17 protein-coding genes are annotated in these 21,066 nt (G+C 74.2%); 8 read left to right on the forward strand and 9 right to left on the reverse strand.

From position 1 onward, the window contains the following. The first annotated feature begins 11 nt into the window (after positions 1-11). Genes DEJ48_RS06510 through DEJ48_RS06530 form a run of 5 tightly spaced genes read left to right on the forward strand, consistent with a single transcriptional unit; the run spans position 12 to position 7,851 of the window. Positions 12-413 (forward strand): CU044_2847 family protein, encoded by a 402-nt coding sequence (locus DEJ48_RS06510; RefSeq protein WP_150215255.1) that lies wholly within the window; start codon positions 12-14, stop codon positions 411-413. 2 nt (positions 414-415) lie between these two features. Further along, positions 416-2,608 carry a trypsin-like peptidase domain-containing protein gene (locus DEJ48_RS06515; protein ID WP_190537237.1) on the forward strand — a complete coding sequence of 731 codons (2,193 nt, stop codon included), beginning with the start codon at positions 416-418 and terminating at the stop codon, positions 2,606-2,608. Further along, entirely contained in the window at positions 2,605-3,588 is a 984-nt protein-coding gene (locus tag DEJ48_RS06520) for an AAA family ATPase (protein ID WP_150215257.1), read from the forward strand. The genes DEJ48_RS06515 and DEJ48_RS06520 overlap by 4 nt, the downstream gene beginning before the upstream one ends. Positions 3,589-3,590: 2 nt before the next feature. Continuing rightward, positions 3,591-7,325 carry an SAV_2336 N-terminal domain-related protein gene (locus DEJ48_RS06525; protein ID WP_150215258.1) on the forward strand — a complete coding sequence of 1,245 codons (3,735 nt, stop codon included), beginning with the start codon at positions 3,591-3,593 and terminating at the stop codon, positions 7,323-7,325. A 25-nt stretch (positions 7,326-7,350) separates the two neighbouring features. Then, on the forward strand, positions 7,351-7,851 hold the full coding sequence (locus DEJ48_RS06530; RefSeq protein ID WP_150215259.1) for an NUDIX domain-containing protein: 501 nt from the start codon (positions 7,351-7,353) through the stop codon (positions 7,849-7,851). Between the two features lies 1 nt (position 7,852). Here the strand turns inward: DEJ48_RS06530 and DEJ48_RS06535 are convergent, their stop codons facing one another. The 7 genes from DEJ48_RS06535 to DEJ48_RS06565 form a co-directional block, all read right to left on the reverse strand. Beyond that, positions 7,853-8,356 (reverse strand): methylated-DNA--[protein]-cysteine S-methyltransferase, encoded by a 504-nt coding sequence (locus DEJ48_RS06535; protein WP_150215260.1) that lies wholly within the window; start codon positions 8,354-8,356, stop codon positions 7,853-7,855. Between the two features lie 47 nt (positions 8,357-8,403). Continuing rightward, positions 8,404-9,900: an AlkA N-terminal domain-containing protein gene (locus DEJ48_RS06540; RefSeq protein ID WP_150215261.1), complete on the reverse strand. Its 1,497-nt coding sequence runs from the start codon at positions 9,898-9,900 to the stop codon at positions 8,404-8,406. Positions 9,901-9,975: 75 nt separating this feature from the next. Beyond that, positions 9,976-10,497: an O-acetyl-ADP-ribose deacetylase gene (locus DEJ48_RS06545; RefSeq protein WP_150215262.1), complete on the reverse strand. Its 522-nt coding sequence runs from the start codon at positions 10,495-10,497 to the stop codon at positions 9,976-9,978. Continuing rightward, entirely contained in the window at positions 10,494-11,906 is a 1,413-nt protein-coding gene (locus tag DEJ48_RS06550) for a phytoene desaturase family protein (protein WP_150221008.1), read from the reverse strand. Before DEJ48_RS06550 ends, DEJ48_RS06545 begins: the two co-directional genes overlap by 4 nt. A gap of 85 nt (positions 11,907-11,991) precedes the next feature. Then, on the reverse strand, positions 11,992-12,819 hold the full coding sequence (locus DEJ48_RS06555; protein ID WP_150215263.1) for an inositol monophosphatase family protein: 828 nt from the start codon (positions 12,817-12,819) through the stop codon (positions 11,992-11,994). Positions 12,820-12,959: 140 nt separating this feature from the next. After that, positions 12,960-14,798, reverse strand: coding sequence for a gamma-glutamyltransferase family protein (locus DEJ48_RS06560; RefSeq protein ID WP_150215264.1), 1,839 nt, complete (start codon positions 14,796-14,798; stop codon positions 12,960-12,962). A gap of 62 nt (positions 14,799-14,860) precedes the next feature. Then, positions 14,861-15,841: a MerR family transcriptional regulator gene (locus tag DEJ48_RS06565; protein WP_150215265.1), complete on the reverse strand. Its 981-nt coding sequence runs from the start codon at positions 15,839-15,841 to the stop codon at positions 14,861-14,863. Positions 15,842-15,940: 99 nt separating this feature from the next. Here DEJ48_RS06565 and DEJ48_RS06570 point away from each other — a divergent pair, with 99 nt between their 5' ends. Both DEJ48_RS06570 and DEJ48_RS06575 read left to right on the forward strand, forming a co-directional pair. Then, positions 15,941-16,576, forward strand: coding sequence for an RNA polymerase sigma factor (locus tag DEJ48_RS06570; RefSeq protein WP_150215266.1), 636 nt, complete (start codon positions 15,941-15,943; stop codon positions 16,574-16,576). A 45-nt stretch (positions 16,577-16,621) separates the two neighbouring features. Next, on the forward strand, positions 16,622-17,353 hold the full coding sequence (locus DEJ48_RS06575; RefSeq protein ID WP_150215267.1) for an SDR family NAD(P)-dependent oxidoreductase: 732 nt from the start codon (positions 16,622-16,624) through the stop codon (positions 17,351-17,353). A gap of 16 nt (positions 17,354-17,369) precedes the next feature. On the opposite strand, the gene DEJ48_RS06580 is transcribed toward DEJ48_RS06575, so the two are convergent. Continuing rightward, the gene (locus DEJ48_RS06580) at positions 17,370-18,743 is read right to left on the reverse strand and encodes a cryptochrome/photolyase family protein (protein ID WP_150215268.1); all 1,374 of its coding nucleotides are present in this window, start codon (positions 18,741-18,743) and stop codon (positions 17,370-17,372) included. Between the two features lie 190 nt (positions 18,744-18,933). On the opposite strand from DEJ48_RS06580, the gene DEJ48_RS06585 reads away from it, so the two are divergent. Further along, a complete protein-coding gene (locus tag DEJ48_RS06585; protein WP_150215269.1) occupies positions 18,934-19,998 on the forward strand; it encodes a biotin/lipoate A/B protein ligase family protein in 1,065 nt (354 codons plus the stop codon). Between the two features lie 13 nt (positions 19,999-20,011). Here the strand turns inward: DEJ48_RS06585 and DEJ48_RS06590 are convergent, their stop codons facing one another. Further along, complete coding sequence (locus DEJ48_RS06590; protein ID WP_150215270.1) at positions 20,012-21,010, reverse strand: TIGR03842 family LLM class F420-dependent oxidoreductase; 999 nt, start codon at positions 21,008-21,010, stop codon at positions 20,012-20,014. Between the last annotated feature and the right edge of the window lie 56 nt (positions 21,011-21,066).

Raw genomic sequence — 21,066 nt, forward strand, 5'->3', positions numbered from 1 at the left:
ACAATGATCCCATGCCTGAGTACCTGGAACTCGACCTGGCCGGGGCCGCGCTGCGCGTCGAGCTCGCCGACGTGGGGCAGGCCCCCGAATCCGGCGACCTGCCGCCGGAGTTCGGCGTGCCGGGGGCCGTCTCCGCCGGCGGGCGGGTCACGGCCCTCGCCGCCGACGCGCTGCGGGCCACGCTGCGGCCGCTGGGCCCGCTCCTCGACGAGGTGCACGCGTCGGTGTCCCGGGCCGAGCACCCGCCCGCGGAGTTCACGGTCGACTTCGGCATCGAGGTCGGCAAGGACCTCAAACTCGGCATCGCGGGGGTGAAGGGGTCGGCCACCATGACCGTGTCGGCGACGTGGCGGCGTACGGAAGGGTCCGGTGCGGGAGCCGACGGGACGCCCGGCGGCACCACCGGGTCGTAGCCGTGGGGTGGTTCAGGGGGACCCGGGTCCCGCAGGTCGTCGCGGTGCTCGGGCCGCACGGCGACACGGCCGTGGGAGCGGCCGCGCTCCTCTCCCCCGGGCGGGTGCTGACCTGCGCGCACGTGGTCAACGAGGCACTCGGCCGGCCTCCGTTGAGCGGAACGCGCCCCGCGCACGAGGTGCTCCAGGTCGGGTTCGCCCGGCGTACGGTACGGATCAAGGCGCAGATAGAGGTGTGGGTGCCGCCCCGGCACTCCTCCGCGGCCTGGCAGGGCGACCTGTGCGTGCTGCTCCTGGCCGAGCCGGCGCCCGCGAGCTCCGCCCCCGTCGTCTGGACGGAGATGGCGGAAGGCCAGTCGCTGCGGGCCTGGCACGGCTGCGGGGACCCGATCACCTTCGCGGACACGTCCCTCAAGCTGCTCGACGGCCACGTCGGCTACCTGGACGGGCCGCTGTCGGGTGCCGCGATCGGCCCCGGGTTCAGCGGTGGACCGCTGTGGACCGACGCGGGGGACAGCGCGACCGGGATCGTCGTCGGACAGCTCGGGCAGCCGACCGCCCCCGCCCACCCCGGCCAGACGCTGCGGCGCACCTGGGCCCTGTCCTGGCAGGCGGTGCGGGAACAGCTGTACGCGGCCGGGGCGGACGAGGTCGTGGCGGACTGCCGCACCGTGCGGCCCGCGCCGCAGAACGATCCGGTGGCCGTCGAACTGAGCGACCTGCTGCGGTCGTTGCTGCCCGAACCGACGGCGCGCGCCGAGCACGCGCGGCGGCTCGCCGACGAGCTGGGCCTCGCCGGGCCGGGGGACGGTTCGGCGCCCACCGTCGAGGAACTGACCGACGTCCTGCTGACCCGGCGCCGTGCCCTGCCCACGCTCAGCGAGTCCCTGCTCACCGCCGGGCCCTACGGCGCACGCCCCGACCGGCTCACCGCGCTCCTCGGCACCGGCCGGGCCGTCGACGCGGCGGGCCTGCTCTCCCGTGGTGAACACGCCTCGCTGGTACGCCAGCTGGAGCTCGTCGTCCTCTCCGACCCGACGCTGCCCGCCCGCGCGGCCCAGGAGGCGCTGCGCTACACCACGCTCCCCGCGGCCCTGTGCGCCGCACGGCTGCCGCCCGAGGCACTGGAGCAGGTCATCGCGGACCTCGAGGAGTACCAGGACGGCGGCAGCGTGCCGGCGGGGACGCCCCGCGTGCCCGTACTCGTCCACCTGGTGGAGTTCATCGCCGCGGCCGCGGACGGCCCGCTCGGCGAAGGACTCGGCCGCTGGAGCGAGCGGGTCTGCACCCGGCTCGGTGTGCACCCCGCGGCGCGCGACCAGCGCAGGGCCGACGCCGCGCACTGGGCGGGCGCGCGACAGGCGCCGGTCACCCGGCTGCTCGCCCGGCTCACCAGGAGCGAGCCGGAAGGTGACGGCGCGGAGGCCACCGCGCGGTACCGGTGCAGGCTCTGGCAGCAGCACACGGACGGCTCGGTGCGCCGCCTGGAGACCGCCGCGGGGGACGCGCCCCTGTCGCCGGAGCAGGTCGGCGCGCTGATCCGCGAGGGCGCCGAGCGGTCCGGCGACGGGCGGCCCGCCGTGGAGATCGAGGTCGACCGCGAAGGGCTCCATCTGCCCGTCGACGAATGGGACGCGGGCAGATCGATCGAGTACGTGCCGAGCCTCCCCCTCGGGGCATCCTTCCAACTCACGCTGCGCTGCCCCGAGATGAGCCGCCGCGTGCCCCGCCGGGAGGTGGAGCACCGCCGCCGGTGGGGCGACGGGCACGGCAGAGTGCTGGTCATCGACCCCAGCTGTGCGGACAGCCGGCAGGTCGCCGCGCTGCTCAACTCCAGCCACCGGGACGTCAACCACGTCGTCCTGCACGGCCCGCCCGCCCTCCGCGCCCAGCTGCTCGACCTCTGCCTGGCCCTCGGCGTCCCCGTGGTGCTGTGGGACCGCGAGGCGGAGGACCACGACCACGCCCACCGCCTCGACCCAATCGCCCCCACCGGACGGCTGCAGGAACTCCCCCACAGGCTGCTCATGTTCAGGGGTTCGGCGCTGCCGGACTCAGCGGGACCATCGGCGCGCCCCTCCCTGGTGTGGGAGGACCTCGCGTGGCAGGACCGCACGGGCGGGCAGCACGAGCCGAGGCTGACGGACCCCGATGCGACGCGCCCGCTTTCCGACGAAGGAGCACGCAGTTCATGACGGCATCCCAGGCATTCCCCACGTCCGGGCAGGGCGACTGGCGGCTGTTCCGGGGAGACGGCGACGCCCGGCACGTCGACTTTCCCGAGCCCCCGCCGTGGCGCCGCTTCACCCCCGCGGACGGCGCGCCACGACCCCGCCCCTATCTCATCGGGCCCGACGAATCCGAGGTGGTCAACGCCGCGCTGCTGCTGCGCCGCCCGCTCCTGGTCACCGGCCACCCCGGCACCGGCAAGTCCTCCCTGGCCCACGCCGTGGCGCACGAACTGACGCTGGGACGCGTGCTGACGTGGCCGGTCAACAGCCGCTCGACGCTGCGCGACGCCCTCTACGGCTACGACGCGATCGGCCGGCTGCGCGAATCCAATCTGCGCCGCGAGAGCGCCGGTGGCGACGTTGCCGGTGAGGACCCCGACATCGGGTCGTACGTCCGGCTCGGCCCGCTCGGCACCGCGCTGGTCCCGAGCGGACGGCCGCGCGTCCTTCTCGTCGACGAGCTCGACAAAGGGGACGTCGATCTGCCCAACGACCTCCTGACCGTCTTCGAGGAGGGCGAGTTCGAGATCCCGGAACTGGCCAGGCTGCCCGACGACCGGGCGCGGGTCGACGTCCTGACCGCGGACCCGCAGGTGCGGGCGCCGGTGACGCGCGGCAGGGTGCGCTGTTCCGAGTTCCCTGTGGTGGTCATCACCAGCAACGGAGAGCGCGAGTTCCCGCCCGCGTTCCTGCGCCGCTGTGTCCGCCTGGACCTGGCCGAGCCCGATGAGCAGCGGCTGCGCGACATCGTCGCGGCGCACCTCGGCGACGCGGCCCTCGACGGCGTCGACGACCTCCTGCACGCCTTCCTGGGCCGCCGCGCGCCCGGCGAGCTGGCCACCGACCAGCTCCTGAACGCCGTCTTCCTGCGCAAGGGCGGCCTCGACCTGCCGCCCGGCGCCCTGCTCGACGCGGTGCTCCACCGGCTGGGCGGGGTGGTGTAGGCGTGCGGGGCGAGGACCCCGCCGAGCGGCTGCGCCGGGCGCTCGCGGTGTTCGCGGAGGGCGGTGTCGGCCTCGCGCGGGAGGAGCTCCTCGACGCGCTGTGGCTGGCGGCACGGCTGCCCCCGGGCGCGTCGAGCGGCCTGGCACGGGTGGCGGGGGCGGTCGCGCCCGGCCAAGGGGCCGACGACGGAGCCGGGTGGCTGCCGCCTGCCGAGGAGCGGCCCGGGGAGCGGGCGGCCGACAGGACGGCTCCGCGTCCGCGCGACCCGATGGAGGACACGCCCGCGGCGCACCACCCCGACACCGGCAGACCACTCACGGACCAGGACGAACGTACCGCGCCCGACAGATCCGCCGGTGCGGTGGCCCGCCGCACGGCGGCCCCGGCCCGCTCCCCGCTGTTCGGCAGCGCGGCCCCCGGCCCGCGGCACGGTGCCGGCGACGGCGCCGTGAACGGACTGCCCGTACGCGCACCCGGCACCCGCGCCACCGGCTCCCGGCAGCTGCAACTCGCTCGGGCGCTGCGCCCGTTGAAACAGACCGTGGCCGACCACGGGCGGTGGGAGCTCGACGAGACGGCCACCGCCGAATCGACGGCCCACACCGGTCTCACCGACGCCGTGCTGCGCCCCGCCCGGGCCCGCTGGCTGAATCTGACGCTGCTCGTCGACGACGGCGCCTCCATGCTCCTGTGGCAGCAACTCGCCCTGGAGACAAGGCTTCTCCTGGAACGCAGCGGCGCCTTCCGTGACGTACGGGTGCACGGCCTGGACACCCGCGGTCCCGGCGCCCCGCTGCTCGGCCGGCGCCCCTTCACACCCGGCACCGCCGTCCTGCCGCCCGCCACGGTGACCGACCCCGGCGGCAACACACTGATCCTCGTGCTCAGCGACGGCATCGGCGCCGCCTGGCACGACGGACGCATGCGTGCGCTCCTCGACCAGTGGGGGCGGTGCGGCCCGACCGCGGTGCTGCACGCGCTGCCCCCGCACCTCTGGGACGGCTCCGGCATCCGGGCCGAGCCCTGGCGGATCACCAGCAGGCGGCGCGGCGCGCCCAACCTCGCCTGGGACGTGGCGGATCCGGTACTGCCGCCCGGTATCGCCGCGTTCGACGATGTGGCGGTCCCCGTGCTCACGCCGGAGCCGGGGGCGGTCGGTGCCTGGGCGGACCTCCTCGCGTCCCCCGGGACGAGCGCCGTGCTGCCGCTGCTGCGCCCGCCCTTCACCGCGGCCCCGGAGCCGCCTCCCGAACCGGACACGCAGCGGCGGGTCCTGCGGTTCAGGGAGACGGCCTCCCCGGAGGCGTACCGGCTCGCCGCCCACCTCGCCGCCGTCGGACCGGTCTCCGTGCCGGTGATGCGCCTGGTGCGGGACGCACTCGGCCCGGACGTGACGACCGGGCACCTGGCCGAGGTCTTCCTCAGCGGTCTGCTGCGGCGCTGCGACGACGACACCGCTCTCGCGCCGCAGCACCGTAGCTACGACGTCACGACCGGCATCCGCGACATCCTCCTGGGCACCGCCCCGGTCCGCGAACTGCTGCGCACCAGCCGGGCGGTGACGGAGCGTCTCGGTGAACTGGCCGGTCGGTCGGCCGACTTCCCCGCCTGGCTCGCCCACCCGAACGGGCCGGAACGGGCCGGGCACGACGGACGGCCGTTCGGCTGGGTCGACACGCGGCTGCTGCGGAGGCTGGGGGTCGGCACGACGGGGACGGGACCCGCGCCGGACGACGATCCCCCGCTTCCCGCCTACGTCGACGCGCCGGGCTCGCCGTGGCGGTCCCTGCTGCCGCAGAACCCCCGGCAGGCGGGCCCCTGGCGGCTGTTCGCCCGGCACGTCGACGCGCGGACGACCGGCGGGATGTTCCTCGGGCGGCGCGGGGAGGGAGAGGTCGCCGCGCTCAGGCTCATCCGGTCCGGTTCCGCGCGCCGGGCCTCCCTGCCCCGGCAGGCCGAGGCGCTGCGCATGCTGCGTGGCGTACGGGCGCCCCGGCTCATCGACGTCGACGCGGGCCCGGAACCGTCCTGGATGGCGTGCGAACTGCATCTGACGGACGGGCTGCCCACCCCTTGTCTCACGAGTACCGGCCCGGACGCCCGCCGGTTCACCGATCCCCTGGAGTTCGCGCTGCTCGGCCGGGGCGTCGCGACGGTGCTCGCGGACGCCCATGTGCGGGGGTTCCTGCACGGCGACCTGACTCCGAACCGGGTGCTGCGGACCGCGGACGACGTGTGCGTGACCGGCTGGTGCGTGCAGGAGCACGCCGACGGCGTCGCGCACGACATCTCCGGACTGGGCCTCACCTTGCTGAGCGCGGCGGGCGGTGCCGTCCCCGACCCCTTCGCCCCGCTGCTGCGACGCTGTTCCTCGCCCCTGCTCGGCGAGCGGCCCGCCGCGGACGAGGTCGCCGCCTTCTTCGACGCGTACATCACCGCACACACCCCGGGCCCCGCGCCGCGCGGTCCGGACGACGAGGCGCCCCTCGCCGTGCCCATCGGCCTGGACCCCCACGGCACGGAGGTCCTCCTGGACTTCCGTGCCATGGGCCCGCACGGCGTCGTCCAGGGCACGACCGCCGACCGCTCCACGCTCCTGGAGGCGATCGTCGGCGGGCTCGCCGCACGGCACTCGCCGGGCGCCCTCCACTTCCATCTGCTCGACTCGACCGACCGGTTCCTGCGCTCGGCCAGCACGGGCACGCTGCCGCACATCGTGACCGGCTCCGCACAGGAACAGGCGTCCGCCCTCGAAGCCGAGCGCGCCCGCCGCCGCGAGCTCATCGCCGCCGCGCGGGCGGCACGAGCTCCGCGCCCGGCCCTGACCAGCCTGATCGTGGTCCTCGAAGCGCCAAGTCTCGGAGGGGACTTCGGCTGGCTCGAAGACCTCGACATCCACCTCCTGCTCGTCGAGGGGCCCGGGCGGGGGCCGGTCGACCTCGACTTCCGCGTCGACCTCGCCGCGGCCGACGGTCCGGCCCTCTTCCACTCGCGCGCGCCCCGCAACGGCACCCCCTTCCGCCTGCCGCTCCCGCGCCGACTGCCCCAGGAGGCCGGCTGCGCGGAGGAGTTCCGCCGGGTCATGTCCCTCGCGGGGCCGGGGAACAAGCACAACACCCTCGACAACCTGAAACGGATCAGGGCCCGCGAGCTGGATCACCTCGGCCGGGACCATCCGCAGGCGCTGGCGACCCGCTGCGAGATCGGCCGCGTCGAACTCGCCCTCGACCGCCTCGACGAGGCCCTGGAGTCCTTCTCGGACTGCGCGACGGGCCGCGACACGGTACTCGGCAGGGGGCACGCCGACACCCTGACCGCGCACCAGCTCCGTGCCTACGTGCTCCACCGGCTGGGGCGCTACGAAGAGGCGTACACGATCTGCCGCACCGTGCTGCGACTGTGGGTGAACCTACGGAACGAGCAGCACCCCGATGTCCTTCTGTGCCGGCACAACCTGGTCGTCGCGCTGGGCGCTCTGGGCCGGCACGAGGAAGCCGTGCCCGAGGCACGCGCCACGTACGAGGGGCGTCGGTCCGCTCTCGGCGACGACCACCCGGACACCCTCGCGAGCGGTCACGAACTGGCGGTCGCGCTCGACGGCGCCCGGCGCCGGGCAGAGGCCCACGAGGTCGCGTCGGCCGTTCACGAGGCACGCGCGCGGGTCCTGGGCCCCGAGGACCTCGCCACTCTCACCACGCTGCGTGTCGTGAGGGAGTCCCGGCCCTCCGAATCCTGACCGCCGCCCCGGTTACCCTTCCCCCGTGACCATCCAGGACTACGACACGTACATCGCGGGACTCCCCCGCGTCCTCGTCGGAGCCGCCGCGCTCTTCCGCGACGCGGAGGGCCGGGTCCTCCTCGTCGAGCCCAACTACCGCGAGGGGTGGGCGCTGCCGGGCGGGACCGTCGAATCGGACACCGGAGAGACGCCGCGGCAGGGTGCGCGCAGGGAGACGTTGGAGGAGATCGGGCTCGACGTGGAGCTCGGGAGGCTGCTCGCGGTGGACTGGGTGCCGCCGGGTCCCTCGCGTCCGCGCCCGCCGCTGGTGGCGTACCTGTACGACGGCGGGGTGCTCGGTGCCGAGCGGCTGGAGTCGATCACGCTGCAGGAGGAGGAGCTTCTGTCGTGGCGGCTGGTGGCTCCCCAGCACCTCGCGGCGTATCTGCCGGAGGAGCTGGGGCACCGGGTCGCCGCCGCGCTCGACGTGCTGGCGCACGGCCATGGCCCCGCGGAACTGGAGAACGGCCACCGGGCCGGCTGACTCAGAACAGGGCGTCCTCGGCCGCCCGGCCCGCCCCTCCCTCGAAGGCCAAAAGCCGCTGCTTGCGGTCGAGGCCGCCGCCGTACCCGGTCAGGCTGCCGTTGGCGCCGATGACGCGGTGGCAGGGCACGATGACGCCGATGGGGTTCTTGCCGTTGGCGAGACCGACCGCGCGGGAGGCGTTCGGTTTGCCGAGGGCTTCGGCGAGTTCGCCGTACGTGCGGGTCTCGCCGTAGGGGATGCGCCGCAGCTCGTCCCAGACGGTGCGCTGGAACGGGGTGCCTTCGAGCCGCAGCGGCACGTCGAATTCCGTCAACTCCCCCTCGAAGTACGCCTCCAGCTGGCTGATCGCCGCGCCGAAGGGTGCCGGGTCGCGGTCACCGAAGGTCTCCTCGGGCGGGCGGTGCCGCTGCTCGGTCATGTAGAGGCCGCTGAGGACGCCGTCGGTGGCGACGAGGGTGAGGGGGCCGTAGGGGCTGTCGATGAGGGTGTGCAGGCGTTCCATGAGTACGTCCTTGGGCGGGGCGGAGGCGGGCACGGCGGGCGAGGCCGTCAGGCGGGGATGGTGTTGATCGGGTGGGCGTCGGTGGCCCACAAGTACTGCACCGCGTACGCCCTCCACGGCCGCCAGGCGGCGGCGCGCGCGGTGAGCGCGGCAGGGGTGTGCGGCAGCCCCAACTCCTGTGCGGCACGCCGGATGCCGAGGTCGGAGGGGAGGAACGCGTCCGGGTCGCCGAGCGCGCGCATCGCGATGACCTCGACCGTCCAGGGGCCGAAGCCGGGGAGCTCGGTGAGGCGGGCGCGCGCCTCGTCCCAGTCGCTCTCCGGGCCGAGGCGGAGGGCGCCGTCGGCGAGGTGCCGGACCAGCGTCGTGAGGGTGGTACGGCGGCTGCGGGGCAGGGCGAGGGTCTCGGGGTCGATGGCGGCGAGCTCCTCCGGCGTGGGGAAGAGGTGCGTGAGCCCGCCCTCGGGGTCCTCGACGGGCCGCCCGTGCGCGGTGACGAGGCGGGCGGCGTGGGTGCGGGCGGCGGCGGTGGAGACCTGCTGGCCGAGGACGGCCCTGACGGCGAACTCGGCCTCGTCGACGGTCCGCGGCACGCGCCGCCCCGGAGCCTTGTCGACGAGCGGCGCGAGCAGCGGGTCGTCCCTCAACTGTCCGTCGACGGCGGTGGGATCGGCGTCCAGGTCGAGCATCCGGCGGCACCGGCTGATGGCGATGGTGAGATCGCGCAGATCGGTGAGGGTGAGCCGGCAGGCGATGTGATCGGGCCGCGGACCGAGCGCGACGATGCCGTGCCCGTAGGGGAGGTCGAGCGTCCTGCGGTACGCCCCGTCCCGCCACTCCTCGACTCCGGGCACGGCGGTGGCGATCAGGTGCCCGAAGAGGTTGTCGGGGTTGAAGGGCGCCCGGAACGGGAGACGCAGGGTGAGGGTGCCGCCGGTGGGGCCGGGTGAGCTGTCCTCGGGCGCGCCGGTGCCGGGGCGCTTCGGGGCGCGGGATCGCAGCTCGCCCGGGGAGAGGGCGAAGACCTCGCGGACCGTGTCGTTGAACGTGCGGATCGAGGCGAAGCCCGCGGCGAAGGCGATGTCCGACATCGGCAGGGTGGTCGTCTCGATGAGGAGGCGGGCCGTCTGGGCGCGTTGGGCCCGGGCCAGGGCCAGTGGGCCCGCGCCGAGTTCGGCGCGGAGTTGGCGTTCGACCTGGCGGGTGCTGTAGCCGAGGAGGCCGGCGAGGCCGGGGACGCCGTCGCGGTCGACGACGCCGTCACCGATCAGGCGCATCGCGCGGGCGACGAGGTCGGCCCGCTGGTTCCACTCGGGAGAGCCCGGGCCGCTGTCCGGCCTGCACCGCTTGCAGGCCCGGAACCCGGCCTGCTGGCAGGCGGCGGCGCTCGGGTAGAACGTCATGTTCTCGGCCTTGGGCGGCACGACGGGGCAGCTGGGACGGCAGTAGATTCGCGTGGTCACGACGGCCGTGAAGAACCAGCCGTCGAAGCGGGCGTCCTTCGACTGAACGGCGCGTACACAGCGCTCTGTGTCGATGTGCATGCCCTCAGCTTCGCCGATTCCGTACGCCCGAGGCTGGCGGAAATCCGACATCGACGTCGCCCTGCCCGCGGGGCGCTACCGCTCCGCGGCCGCCGCGAACGCGTCGTACGCGTCCTGGCCGAAGAGGACGAACCGCACCTCGTCGAAGCGCTCGGGGTCCGCCGCCTCCCGTACCGTCGCGACGGCGATGCGCGCCGCGTCCGCCAGGGGCCAGCGGTAGACGCCCGTGGAGATCGCGGGGAACGCGACCGTGCGCGCGCCCAGCTCCGCGGCGACCCGGAGCGACTCCCGGTGGCAGGAGGCGAGGAGCTCGGAGCGGTCCTCCGTGGCGGACCAGACGGGGCCGACGGTGTGGATCACGTGCCGGGCGTCGAGCCGGCCCGCGGTGGTCGCGACGGCGCGGCCGGTGGGCAGACCCTTGCCGTAGTGGGACGCGCGCAGGCGCCGGCAGTCGGCGAGGATCTCGGGCCCGCCGCGCCGGTGGATGGCGCCGTCGACCCCGCCACCGCCCAGCAGCGAGGAGTTCGCGGCGTTGACGATGGCGTCGGCGTGCTGTGCGGTGATGTCGCCCTGGACCAGGGTGATGGGCACGGTCACGGGTTGCTCCTGAGCATGCGCCACACGGCCTTCGCGGCGTTGTGCCCGGACATGCCGTGCACACCCGGGCCGGGGGGTGTCGCGGACGAACAGATGAAGACGGCGGGGTGCGGTGTGGAGTACGGGAAGAGGGTGAGCTTGGGCCGCAGCATCAGCTGCAGTCCGCTCGCGGCGCCGCAGGCGATGTCACCGCCCACGTAGTTCGCGTTGTGCGCGGCGAGCTCGGGCGGGCCCGCCGTGGCGCGGGCGATGACGCGGTCGCGGAAGCCCGGGGCGAAGCGCTCCAACTGCCGCTCGATGGCGTCGGTCAGGTCGCCCTGCCAGCCGTTGGGCACGTGCCCGTACGCCCAGAAGACGTGCTTGCCCCGCGGGGCGCGGGAGGGGTCGACGACGCTGGGCTGCACGGTGATCAGGAACGGCGCGTCCGGTGCCCGCCCCTCGCGCGAGGCGGCGCGCAGCGCGGTGCCGATCTCCTTGCTGCTGGGGCCGATGTGCACCGTCCCCGCGGTCCGCGGCTCCTCGGCGGTCCAGGGGACGGGGCCGTCGAGCGCGTAGTCGATCTTGAAGGCGCTCGCGCCGTACCGGTACCCCTCGTACGCGCGGCCGAGCCCCGCGATCCGGGCGAGGGCGGTCGGCGAGGTGTCGAAGACGTAGGCGCGGGCGGGCGGCAGGTCGTCGAGGCGCTTCACCTCGTAGTCGGTGTGGACGGAGCCGCCGAGGTCCTTCAGGTAGGCGGCGAGCGCGTCGGAGATCGACTGCGAGCCGCCGCGCGGGAGGGGCCAGCCGCGGGCGTGCGCGGCCAGCGCGAAGACCATGCCGACGCCGCCCGTGACGATGCCGCCGAGCGGCGCGATGACGTGGGCCACGAGCCCCGCGAACAGCGCGCGGGCCCGGTCGTCGCGGAAGCGCCGCATCAGCCACGTCGACGGCGGCAGCCCGGCGAGTCCGAAGCGGGCGAGGGTGACGGGGTCGCGCGGCAGCGAGCTCATCGGCAGGGACATGAAGTCCCGCACCAGCGTGTCCCACTTGGGCAGGAAGGGTTCGATCAGCCTGCGGTACGCCCCCGCGTCGCGCGGCCCGAAGGAGGCGGCGGTCTCGGCGACGGAGCGGGACAGGACGGCGGCGGTGCCGTCGGGGAAGGGATGGGCCATGGGCAGCGAGGGCTGGAGCCACTCCAGTCCGTACCGCTCCAGGGGCATGCCGCGGAACGCCGGGGAGTTGATGCCCAGCGGATGGGCGGCGGAGCAGGGGTCGTGCCGGAATCCGGGGAGCGTCAGCTCCTCGGTGCGCGCCCCGCCCCCGACCGTGCCCTTGGCCTCGAAGACGGCCACGGAGAAGCCCCGGCGGGCCAGCTCCACGGCAGCGGTCAGCCCGTTCGGTCCCGCCCCCACGACGACGGCGTCAAGCATCGACGGCACCCGGACTCCTTTGTCAGCCGACGGCCTCTGCCGCCCAGGATAGGACGGACCACCTGTGGCCCTGGTCGAGCCCCTCTCAGCCGCCGGCCGCGAGGAGCCCCGCGATCCGGCGGGCCGTGGCGGCGTCGCGGGCCGCGGTGAACGGCAGGGCGTTGCCCCCGCCTATCCGGAACGGCTCCCCCGTGAGCGTCAGGTCGGCGCCGCCGGCCTCCGCCACGAGCAGCAGGCCCGCGGCGTGGTCCCAGGCGAGCTCCCACGAGAAGGCGATGGCGTCCAGCTCGCCCCGGGCGATGGCGAGGTACTCGAGGCCCGCGGATCCGCAGGGCCGCGGGCGCACGCCGTCGGTCACGAGACCCAGCAGCGCCTGCTTCTGCTCCTCCGTGGTGAAGTCCGGGTGCGAGGTCGCCACCTCCACGTCCGCGCCGGGCGCGGGCGCACCGGCCACCAGCCGCCGCCCGTTCAGCCACGCGCCCTGACCGCGGACCGCGACAGCCATCTCGTCCAGCATCGGTGCGTACGTCCACGAGGCCTGGACCTCGCCGCCCACCGCGAGGGCGACCAGCATGCAGAACCCCGGGTTCCCGTTCACGAACTGCCGGGTTCCGTCCACGGGGTCGACGATCCAGACGGGCGCCTCTCCGCGTATCGCCTCGTACTTCGACGGGTCGGCGTGCACCGCTTCCTCGCCCACGACGACCGAGCCGGGGAGCAGGGCGGCGAGGTCGGCGGTCAGCTGCTCCTCCGCCCGGCGGTCGGCGACGGTCACCATGTCGTGCGGGCCGCTCTTCTCCACGACGTCGCCCTCGGCGAGCTGCCGGAAGCGGGGGGTGACCTCCGCGGCGGCGGCCTTCCGGAGGGCCTCCTCGACGTCGCGTACCCCGTGCGTCAAAAACTCTTCGATCATGCCTCCCATGAGAGCACGCCCCACTGACATCCCGTACGCCCGAGCCGAACGTGGGGTTAACCCCAGGGGAACCCCTGGGGCGCCCCCCTGAGGGCCCCGCACAGAGCCCTCACCGCATCGGGCCTCATCGGGCCCTCACCTCATCGCCCCACCGCGTACCCCTGCATCCCTCGCGCATTCGCCCCCGCCGACAGCACTCCGGACCCCGGCTCCCGCGCCACCGCGCACAACCGGCCCTCCGACCACGCGCCCCCGACCGTCACCACGTGCCCCCTGCGGCGCAGCTCCTCGACCACCTCAGGGGGCGTGCGGGACTCGACGGTGAGGCTGCCCGCCCGCATCTCGCGGGGGTGGAAGGAGCCGGGGAACGCCTCCGTGTGCCAATTGGGGGCGTCGATCGCGCCCTGGAGGTCGAGTCCGCCGCGCACCGCGTCCCGCATGACCACTCCCAGGAAGAAGTGGACCTGCCACTGGTCCTGCTGGTCTCCCCCGGGCGTACCGAAGGCGAGCACCGGCACCCCGTCCTTGAGCGCGAGCGACGGCGACAGCGTGGTGCGCGGGCGCCTGCCGGGGGTGAGGGAGTTCGGGAGGCCCTCCTCCAGCCACGTCATCTGGAGCCGCGTGCCCAGCGGGAAGCCCAGTTCGGGCACGACGGGGTTGGACTGCAGCCAGCCGCCGCTGGGTGTGGCGGACAGCATGTTCCCCCAGCGGTCGACGATGTCGATGTGACAGGTGTCGCCGCGGGTTCCGCCGTCGCCGGCCACGGTCGGCTCCCCGGCCCCCGCCATCGCCGTACCGCCCCACGCGTCCGCCCCCGGCGTGTCCCCGGCCGCCACCGCGAGCGCGTGCGCGGAGAGCCGCGGCTCGCGCCCGCCGGGCGCTCCGGGCCGCAGGTCGCGCGACGCCTTCTCCCCGACGAGTCGCCGCCGCTCCGCGTTGTACTCGGCGGACAGCAGCTCGCGCGCGGCCACGCCGTCCGCCGCCGCGTCGCCGTACCAGGCCTCCCGGTCCGCCATCGCCAGCTTGCAGCCCTCGACCAGGAGGTGGACGTACTCGGCGGACCCGTACTCCGGGAGCTCCGCGACGCTCGTCGGCAACAGCGCGAACTGCTGCAGGAACGCGGGACCCTGGCTCCACAGACCCGCCTTGCACAGGGTCCACCCACCCCAGTCATACGTGACGGGAGCCTCGTACGACGCCTCCCAGCCGCGCAGGTCGTCCGCGGCAAGCGTGCCCACGTGCCGCTCGCCGCTGGTGTCCATGGTCGGCCGTCCGGCCTGCCGCACGAGCGCCTCGGCGATGAATCCGCGGCGCCACACCTCGCGCGCGGCCTCGATCTCCGCCACGCGCGACGCACCGCCACCCACACCACCGGCCGCCGCTGCCTCCGCTATCAGCCGCCGCCACGTCGCGGCGAGCGCGGGATTCCGGAAGAGTTCGCCGGGCCGCGGGGGCGTGCCACCCGGCAGGTAGACCTCGGCCGAGGACGGCCACTCCCGCTCGAAGAGCTCCCGCACCGTCTCCACGGTCTCGCAGACCCGCTCCACGGGGGCGTGCCCGTCCTCCGCGTACCCGATCGCGTACTTCAGGACGTCCGCGAGGGATTTCGTGCCGTGGTCCCGCAGGAGCAGCATCCACGCGTCGAAGGCTCCGGGCACCGCGGCGGCGAGGGGCCCGGTGCCGGGCACCAGGTCGAGGCCGAGCGAGCGGTAGTGGTCCACGGTCGCGCCCGCGGGTGCGACGCCCTGGCCACAGAGGACGCGCACCTCTCCGCCCGCGGGCGCGAGGACGACGGGGACCTCGCCCGCGGGTCCGTTCAGATGCGGCTCGACCACGTGCAGGACGAACCCGGCGGCGACGGCGGCGTCGAACGCGTTCCCCCCGTCCTCCAGAACGGCCATCGCGGACTGCGAGGCGAGCCAGTGGGTGGACGACACCATGCCGAAGGTGCCCTGGAGGGTGGGTCGAGTCGTGAACATGATCGGCAGGCTAACTTCCGCCGCCGCGCCGGTCGACCGGTCACACCGCGCACGACCACCCATCACGCCGCGAAGAGCGACTCGATCCGGTTCGCCGCCGTGCGCAGGCCGGTGAGGCGTTCCACCCCCGGGCCGTACGTTCCCGCGCCCGGTGACCAGCCGGGTCCCGCGACCAGTACGGCGGGGTGGGTCCGGGCGCCCCGCATGCCCCACTCCGTCTCCGTGATGAGGCGTACCAGCGCGCGGTCCGCGGTGTTCCGTGAGTGTGCCCAGAGCACCACCGCCGAGGGGCCGGTGCGCCGGACCGCCTCGTACAGGGCCTCGGCGGGCAGGGCCGCGCCGAACATCCGCGTGGGGACGTGTCGTTCGCCGAGGACGGCGACGAGGGCCTCCAGCGGGAGGGTGTGCTGCTCCCCCGGCACGCAGGTGAGCAGCACCGGGCCGGCCGGTGTCGGCGCCGCGGGGTCCTTGGGTGCCGCTCCCGGCGCGCGGCGCAACGCGGAGGAGACGTGCCAGGAGAGGAGGTGCTCCACTTCCACGTACCGCTCGCCGGATGACGCCCACTTCCGTCCGATCGCGTGCAGGGCCGGCGCCATGACCTCCTCCCACCCGGTGGTGTAGCCGTACTCCCCCACGGTGGTGGCCAGTTGGGTCTCGACGGCGGGTGCGTCGAGCCGCACCGCGGCCCGGGCGAGGCCGCGGCACTCCTGGCGTACGTTGCCGAGCGACAGCGCGCCGGAGTCGCCGCCGCGCCGCGGGCGCGGGATCTCGGCCTTCGCCTCATGGAGCGCGGCACGCGCGGCCTCGGCGGGCGGCACGCCCAGCGCGGTCAGCCGGCACATCTCCTCCACGCGCCCCACGTCGGTGGGGCTCCAGCGGCGGTGGCGGCCCTGCTCGCGGTCGGCGGGGCCGATGCCGTACCGCCGTTCCCAGGAGCGGAGCGTGGTAGGGGCGACGCCCAGTCTTCGGGCGACGGTTCCTGTGGTCAGCGCGGTGCCCGCCATCCGTACCCCCTCGAACTCGCTCTGCCGTGCGGCTGCCATGCCGCGACGATACGACGCACAATCGCTGCGAGTTGTCGCCTCTCACGTTCTGTCACCAATCTGGGGTGAACTCCGGTCCCCGCACGAGGAGTACGTGCCATGGTGGTGGTTGACTCTGCCTTCTCCGATGACTCCCGGGCCTCCGACGAGTCCGCGGCCCCCGGCCATCCGCTCGGCGATGATCAGCTCGCCGCGGCCTATCTCCGCTGGGGGCGCCTCGTCCACCAGCTCGCCCGGCGCGCCCTGGGCGACGGTCCTGACGCGGAGGACGTGACGCAGCAGGTGTTCCTCGCCGCCTGGCGCGGCCGGCACGGGTACCGGCCGGGCGCGGGCGGAGTGGCGGGGTGGCTGGTCGGCATCACGCGGCACAAGGTCGCCGACGCGCTCGCGGCGAGGGCGCGGCGCGCCGCCCTCCTGGCCGCCGTGGGCGCTTGGCAGGAGACGCCGCCCGTCGGCGGGCCCGGCGCGGAACAGGTGCTGGACCGGGTCCTGGTGCAGAGGGAGCTGGCCCTCCTGCCTTCCCCGCAGCAACTGGTGCTGCGTCTCGCGTTCTACGGAGACCTGACGCAGTCCCAGATCTCGGAGCGGACGGGGCTGCCGCTCGGCACGGTCAAGAGCCATACGCGGCGCGGATTGCGCGCGCTGCGCGAGGGGTTGGCGTCGGCCGGGCCGCCACGAGCCGACGTTCCCGAGACAGTGCGCGGGGAGCGCATCCGATCCGCACGGTCGGCGTGAAGTACCGGGCATCCCCTCAACCCTTCGCCCTCTGGAGGAAGACGAATGGAAATCTCGGGTGCCCGCGTCCTCGTGGTCGGAGCCACCGGCGTGCTGGGCGGCCTCATCGCGTGCGCGCTGGCGGAGCGCGGCGCGCGGCCGGCGCTCGCCGGACGCAACCCCGTGCGTCTCGCCGCGCTGGCACGCGACCTCGGGGGCCCGCCCGCCCGGTGCTTCGAGGCGTGCGACCTGGACCAGTGCTCCACGCTCGGGCCGTGGGCGGAGCGGGCGCTGTCGGGCCTGGACGGGGTGCTCGTGACGGTCGGGGCGGCGGCCTTCGGCGCGGTGGAGGACGTGTCGAACGCGCTGGCGGGGCATCTCCTGACGGTCAACGCGCTGTGTCCCATGGCGGTGTTGCGGGGCGCTGCACCGTTGGTCGCGGACAAGGGGTTCGTGCTGGCGATGACGGGAGGAGTGCCCGAGCGGGCTCGTACGGACGCCACCGTCGACGTACCGGTGCCCGTGGAACACCCCGGCCGGCCGCATGGGCCGGCGCAGACCGACCACATCGCGGGCACCGCCGACTACACCGCGTCCAAGGAGGCGTTGAGCGGCTGGCTGGGTGTGCTGTCCGAGGAGCTCGCGCCGCGATCCGTGAAGGTCCTCGACATCCGCTCGCCGCATCTGGACACCGGTTTCACCGAACGGCCCCTGGCTGGGCAGGCGCTCGCCCTGCCGCCGGGCGCCGACGCGCTGAAGGCGGTGCACTGCCTGATGGACAGCATCGCCGCGGCCTGACCACGCGGGCCGGGCCTCACTCGAAGCCGCGGGCCCGCCTGAACCGCTGGAGTCCGTCGGAGAGGTCGACGATCGGCTCGGGGTAGTCGTACTCCGCGCGTGTCTCCTTCGGGAGCTTCCACGGTTCGTGGACAGCCGCGCCGCGCAGGTCGGCCAGTTCGGGCACCCAGCGGCGCACGTACGTGCCGTCGGGGTCGTAACGCTTGGCCTGCGTCACGGGGTTGAGCACCCGGTTGGGTCGGCTGTCCGTGCCGGTGCCCGCCACCCACTGCCAGTTGAGCTGGTTGTTGGCGAGGTCGCCGTCGACCAGGAGACGCTGGAAGTGGCGTGCGCCGACCCGCCAGTCGACGTAGAGGGTCTTGGTGAGGAAGCTCGCGGTCAGGAGCCTGCCGCGGTTGTGCATCCAGCCCTCGTGCCGCAGCTGACGCATGGCGGCGTCCACGACCGGGTAGCCCGTGACCCCGTCCTGCCAGGCGCGGATGTCGGCGTCCGCCGACTTCCCCGAGCGCCAGCGGTCGCCGCGCGTGCGGTAGTCGGCGGCGGCCGCGCGCGGCCGGGCGGCGAGCACCTGGTGGTGGAAGTCGCGCCAGCACAGCTGCCGGACGAAGTCCTCGGCGCCTTGGGACGACCTCTTGCGGGCGCCGTGGACGAGTTCGGCGCAGGACAGCGTGCCGAAGTGCAGATGCGGCGACAGCTTCGACGTGGCGTCGCCCGCCAGGTCGTCGTGGGTGTCGGTGTACTGGTCGATGCCGTTGCGCAGCCACGCCTTCCACAGGGCCCGGCCCGCGCTCTCGCCGCCCTCGGCGAGCCCCGTCGAGAGGCCGTCCATGTCCTCGCGGGAGGGGTACGGCTGGGAGCGCACGTGGTCCGGGACGCGCACGGTGCGCGGGGCGGCGAGCACGGCCCGTACGCCCTCCGCGGTCCAGCGGCGGAAGTAGGGGGTGAAGACGGCGTAGTGGTCGGAGCCCGTGGGGGTCACGGCGCCGGGGGCGACGGCGGTGACCACGGCGTCGTGGACGTACAGGCGGCGGCCGTCCCGCTCCAGGGCCTCGCGCAGCCGCCGTTCGCGGGCGTGCGCGTAGCTGCTGACCCCGGCCGCCATGTGCACCTCGTCGGCGTCCGCCGCCTCGACGACCGACCGCACCTGTTCGACGAGGTCCCCGGCGCGCACCACGAGCCGCCCGCCGCGCTCCCGCAGCTGCCGGTCGAGGTCGGCCAGGCAGTCGGCGAGGAACGCCTCCCGGTTGGGGCCCGCGTCGCTCAGGTCGGCGATGGCCCGGTCGCGGACGAAGAGCGGGACCACGGCGTCCGCTCCGGAGACGGCGGCACGCAACGGCGGATGGTCGTGCACCCGCAGGTCGGAGGTGAACAAGACGACCGAGATGTGCATGGGGCGGACTCCAGGGGGGCGGGCCGGTGCTTCCACTGTTCTTCGGACGGTCGGCGGCCGACGGATGCGCCGTCCGGGGCACGGTCCCCCGCACGGAGCACATGTTCCCCGTACGGACCGCACAAGAGGGACATTCCCTTCCTCGGCTAGCGTTGGGGGATGATTCGGAACGTGGCATGGAGGCGGTACGGTGCACGGTGAGTACAAGGTTCCCGGCGGCAAGCTCGTCGTCGTGGACCTGGACGTCGAGGGCGGCGAGCTGCGGAACACCCGTGTGGCCGGTGACTTCTTCCTGGAACCCGACGAGGCGCTCGACGCGATCAACGGGGCGCTGAACGGCGCGCCGACCGACACGGACGCCCCGGGCCTCGCCGCCCGTGTCGAGGCCGCGCTCCCCGAGGGCACCGTCATGTACGGCCTGACGTCGGAGGGCATCGGGGTCGCCGTCCGCCGCGCGCTCGCGCACGCGACGGACTGGACCGACTACGACTGGCAGCTGATCCACGAGGGCCCGCAGCCGCCCGCGCTGCACATGGCCCTCGACGAGGTGCTGACCCAGGAGGTCGCGGCGGGCCGTCGGCCGCCGACGCTGCGCGTGTGGGAGTGGGCGTCCCCCTCGGTGATCATCGGCAGTTTCCAGTCGCTCGCCAACGAGGTGGACGCTCAGGGCGCGGCCCGGCACGGCATCGACGTCGTGCGCCGCATCTCGGGCGGCGGCGCGATGTTCGTGGAGCCGGGCAACACCATCACGTACTCGCTCTCCGTCCCCGACGCCCTCGTGCAGGGCCTCTCCTTCCAGGACAGCTACGCGTACCTGGACGACTGGGTGCTCGGCGCCCTCGCCGACATGGGCATCAAGGCGTGGTACCAGCCGCTCAACGACATCGCGACGGACGCCGGGAAGATCGCGGGCGCCGCGCAGAAGCGGACGGTGGCGCCGGGCGGCGCGCCGGGCGCGGTGCTGCACCACGTGACGATGTCGTACGACATCGACGCGGACAAGATGCTGGAGGTGCTGCGCATCGGCAAGGAGAAGCTCTCCGACAAGGGCACGCGGAGCGCCAAGAAGCGCGTCGATCCCCTGCGCCGCCAGACCGGGCTGCCCCGCGAGGCGGTCATCGAGCGGATGATCGACTCGTTCCGCGGCCGGTACGGCCTCGCCGAGGGGAAGGTCACCGACGAGGAGATGGCGCGCGCCCAGGAGCTCGTGCGGACCAAGTTCACGACCGCGGAGTGGACGGCCCGCGTGCCCTGATCCGGCACAGTCCCTAGGAGAACTCCGGGACGATCGAGGAGCCGTACGCGTCGATGACGTCCTCGCGCGCGTCGTGCATCGCGTACACGGCGAACTGGTCGACGCCCAACTCCCGTAGCTCACGCAGCCGTTCGAGGTGCGCTTCGACGGGCCCGAGCAGACAGAACCGGTCGACGATCTCGTCGGGCACGAAGGCGGTGTCGGGGTTCCCGGTGCGGCCGTGGTGGCTGTAGTCGTAGCCCTCGCGCGCCTTGATGTACGCGGTGAGGGCCTCGGGCACCATCGACGAGTGCTCGCCGTACTTGGCGACCAGGTCGGCGACGTGGTTGCCGACCATGCCGCCGAACCACCGGCACTGTTCGCGGGCGTGCGCGAGGTCGTCGCCGACGTAGGCGGGCGCGGCCACGCAGATCTTGACGTCCGCGGGGTCGCGTCCGGCGTCGGCGGCCGCGTCCCGCACGGCCTTGATCATCCACTGGGTCAGATACGGGTCGGCGAGCTGGAGGATGAATCCGTCGGCCTTCTGCCCGGCGAGGGCGAGCGCCTTCGGGCCGTACGCCGCCATCCACACCGGCAGCCTGCCGTCCCTGACCCACGGCAGCCGCAGCGTCTGGCCGCCGATGTCGGCCTCGCGTCCCTCGGCGAGGTCGCGGATGACGTCGATGGCCTCGCCGAGCCTGGCCAGCGTGTTGGGCTTGCGCCCCGCGACGCGCATCGCGGAGTCGCCGCGTCCGATGCCGCAGACGGTCCGGTTGCCGTACATGTCGTTGAGGGTCGCGAAGGTCGACGCGGTGACTTCCCAGGTGCGGGTGCCGGGGTTGGTGACCATGGGGCCGACGGTCAGCCGTGTGGTGTGTTCGAGGATGCGGCTGTAGATGACGAACGGCTCCTGCCACAGCACGGACGAGTCGAAGGTCCAGCCGTGGCGGAAGCCGTTGCGCTCCGCTCGCCTCATGAGCCCGACGACCTCCGATGCGGGCGGGTCGGTCTGCAGTACGAGTCCAAAATCCATGGCCTTCGCTCCTCACTCCGATCGCGCACCCTCGGGTCGCGCGCCCACGGTTCGAG

This window comes from Streptomyces venezuelae (assembly GCF_008642315.1).
Classification (GTDB): Bacteria; Actinomycetota; Actinomycetes; order Streptomycetales; family Streptomycetaceae; genus Streptomyces; species Streptomyces venezuelae_D.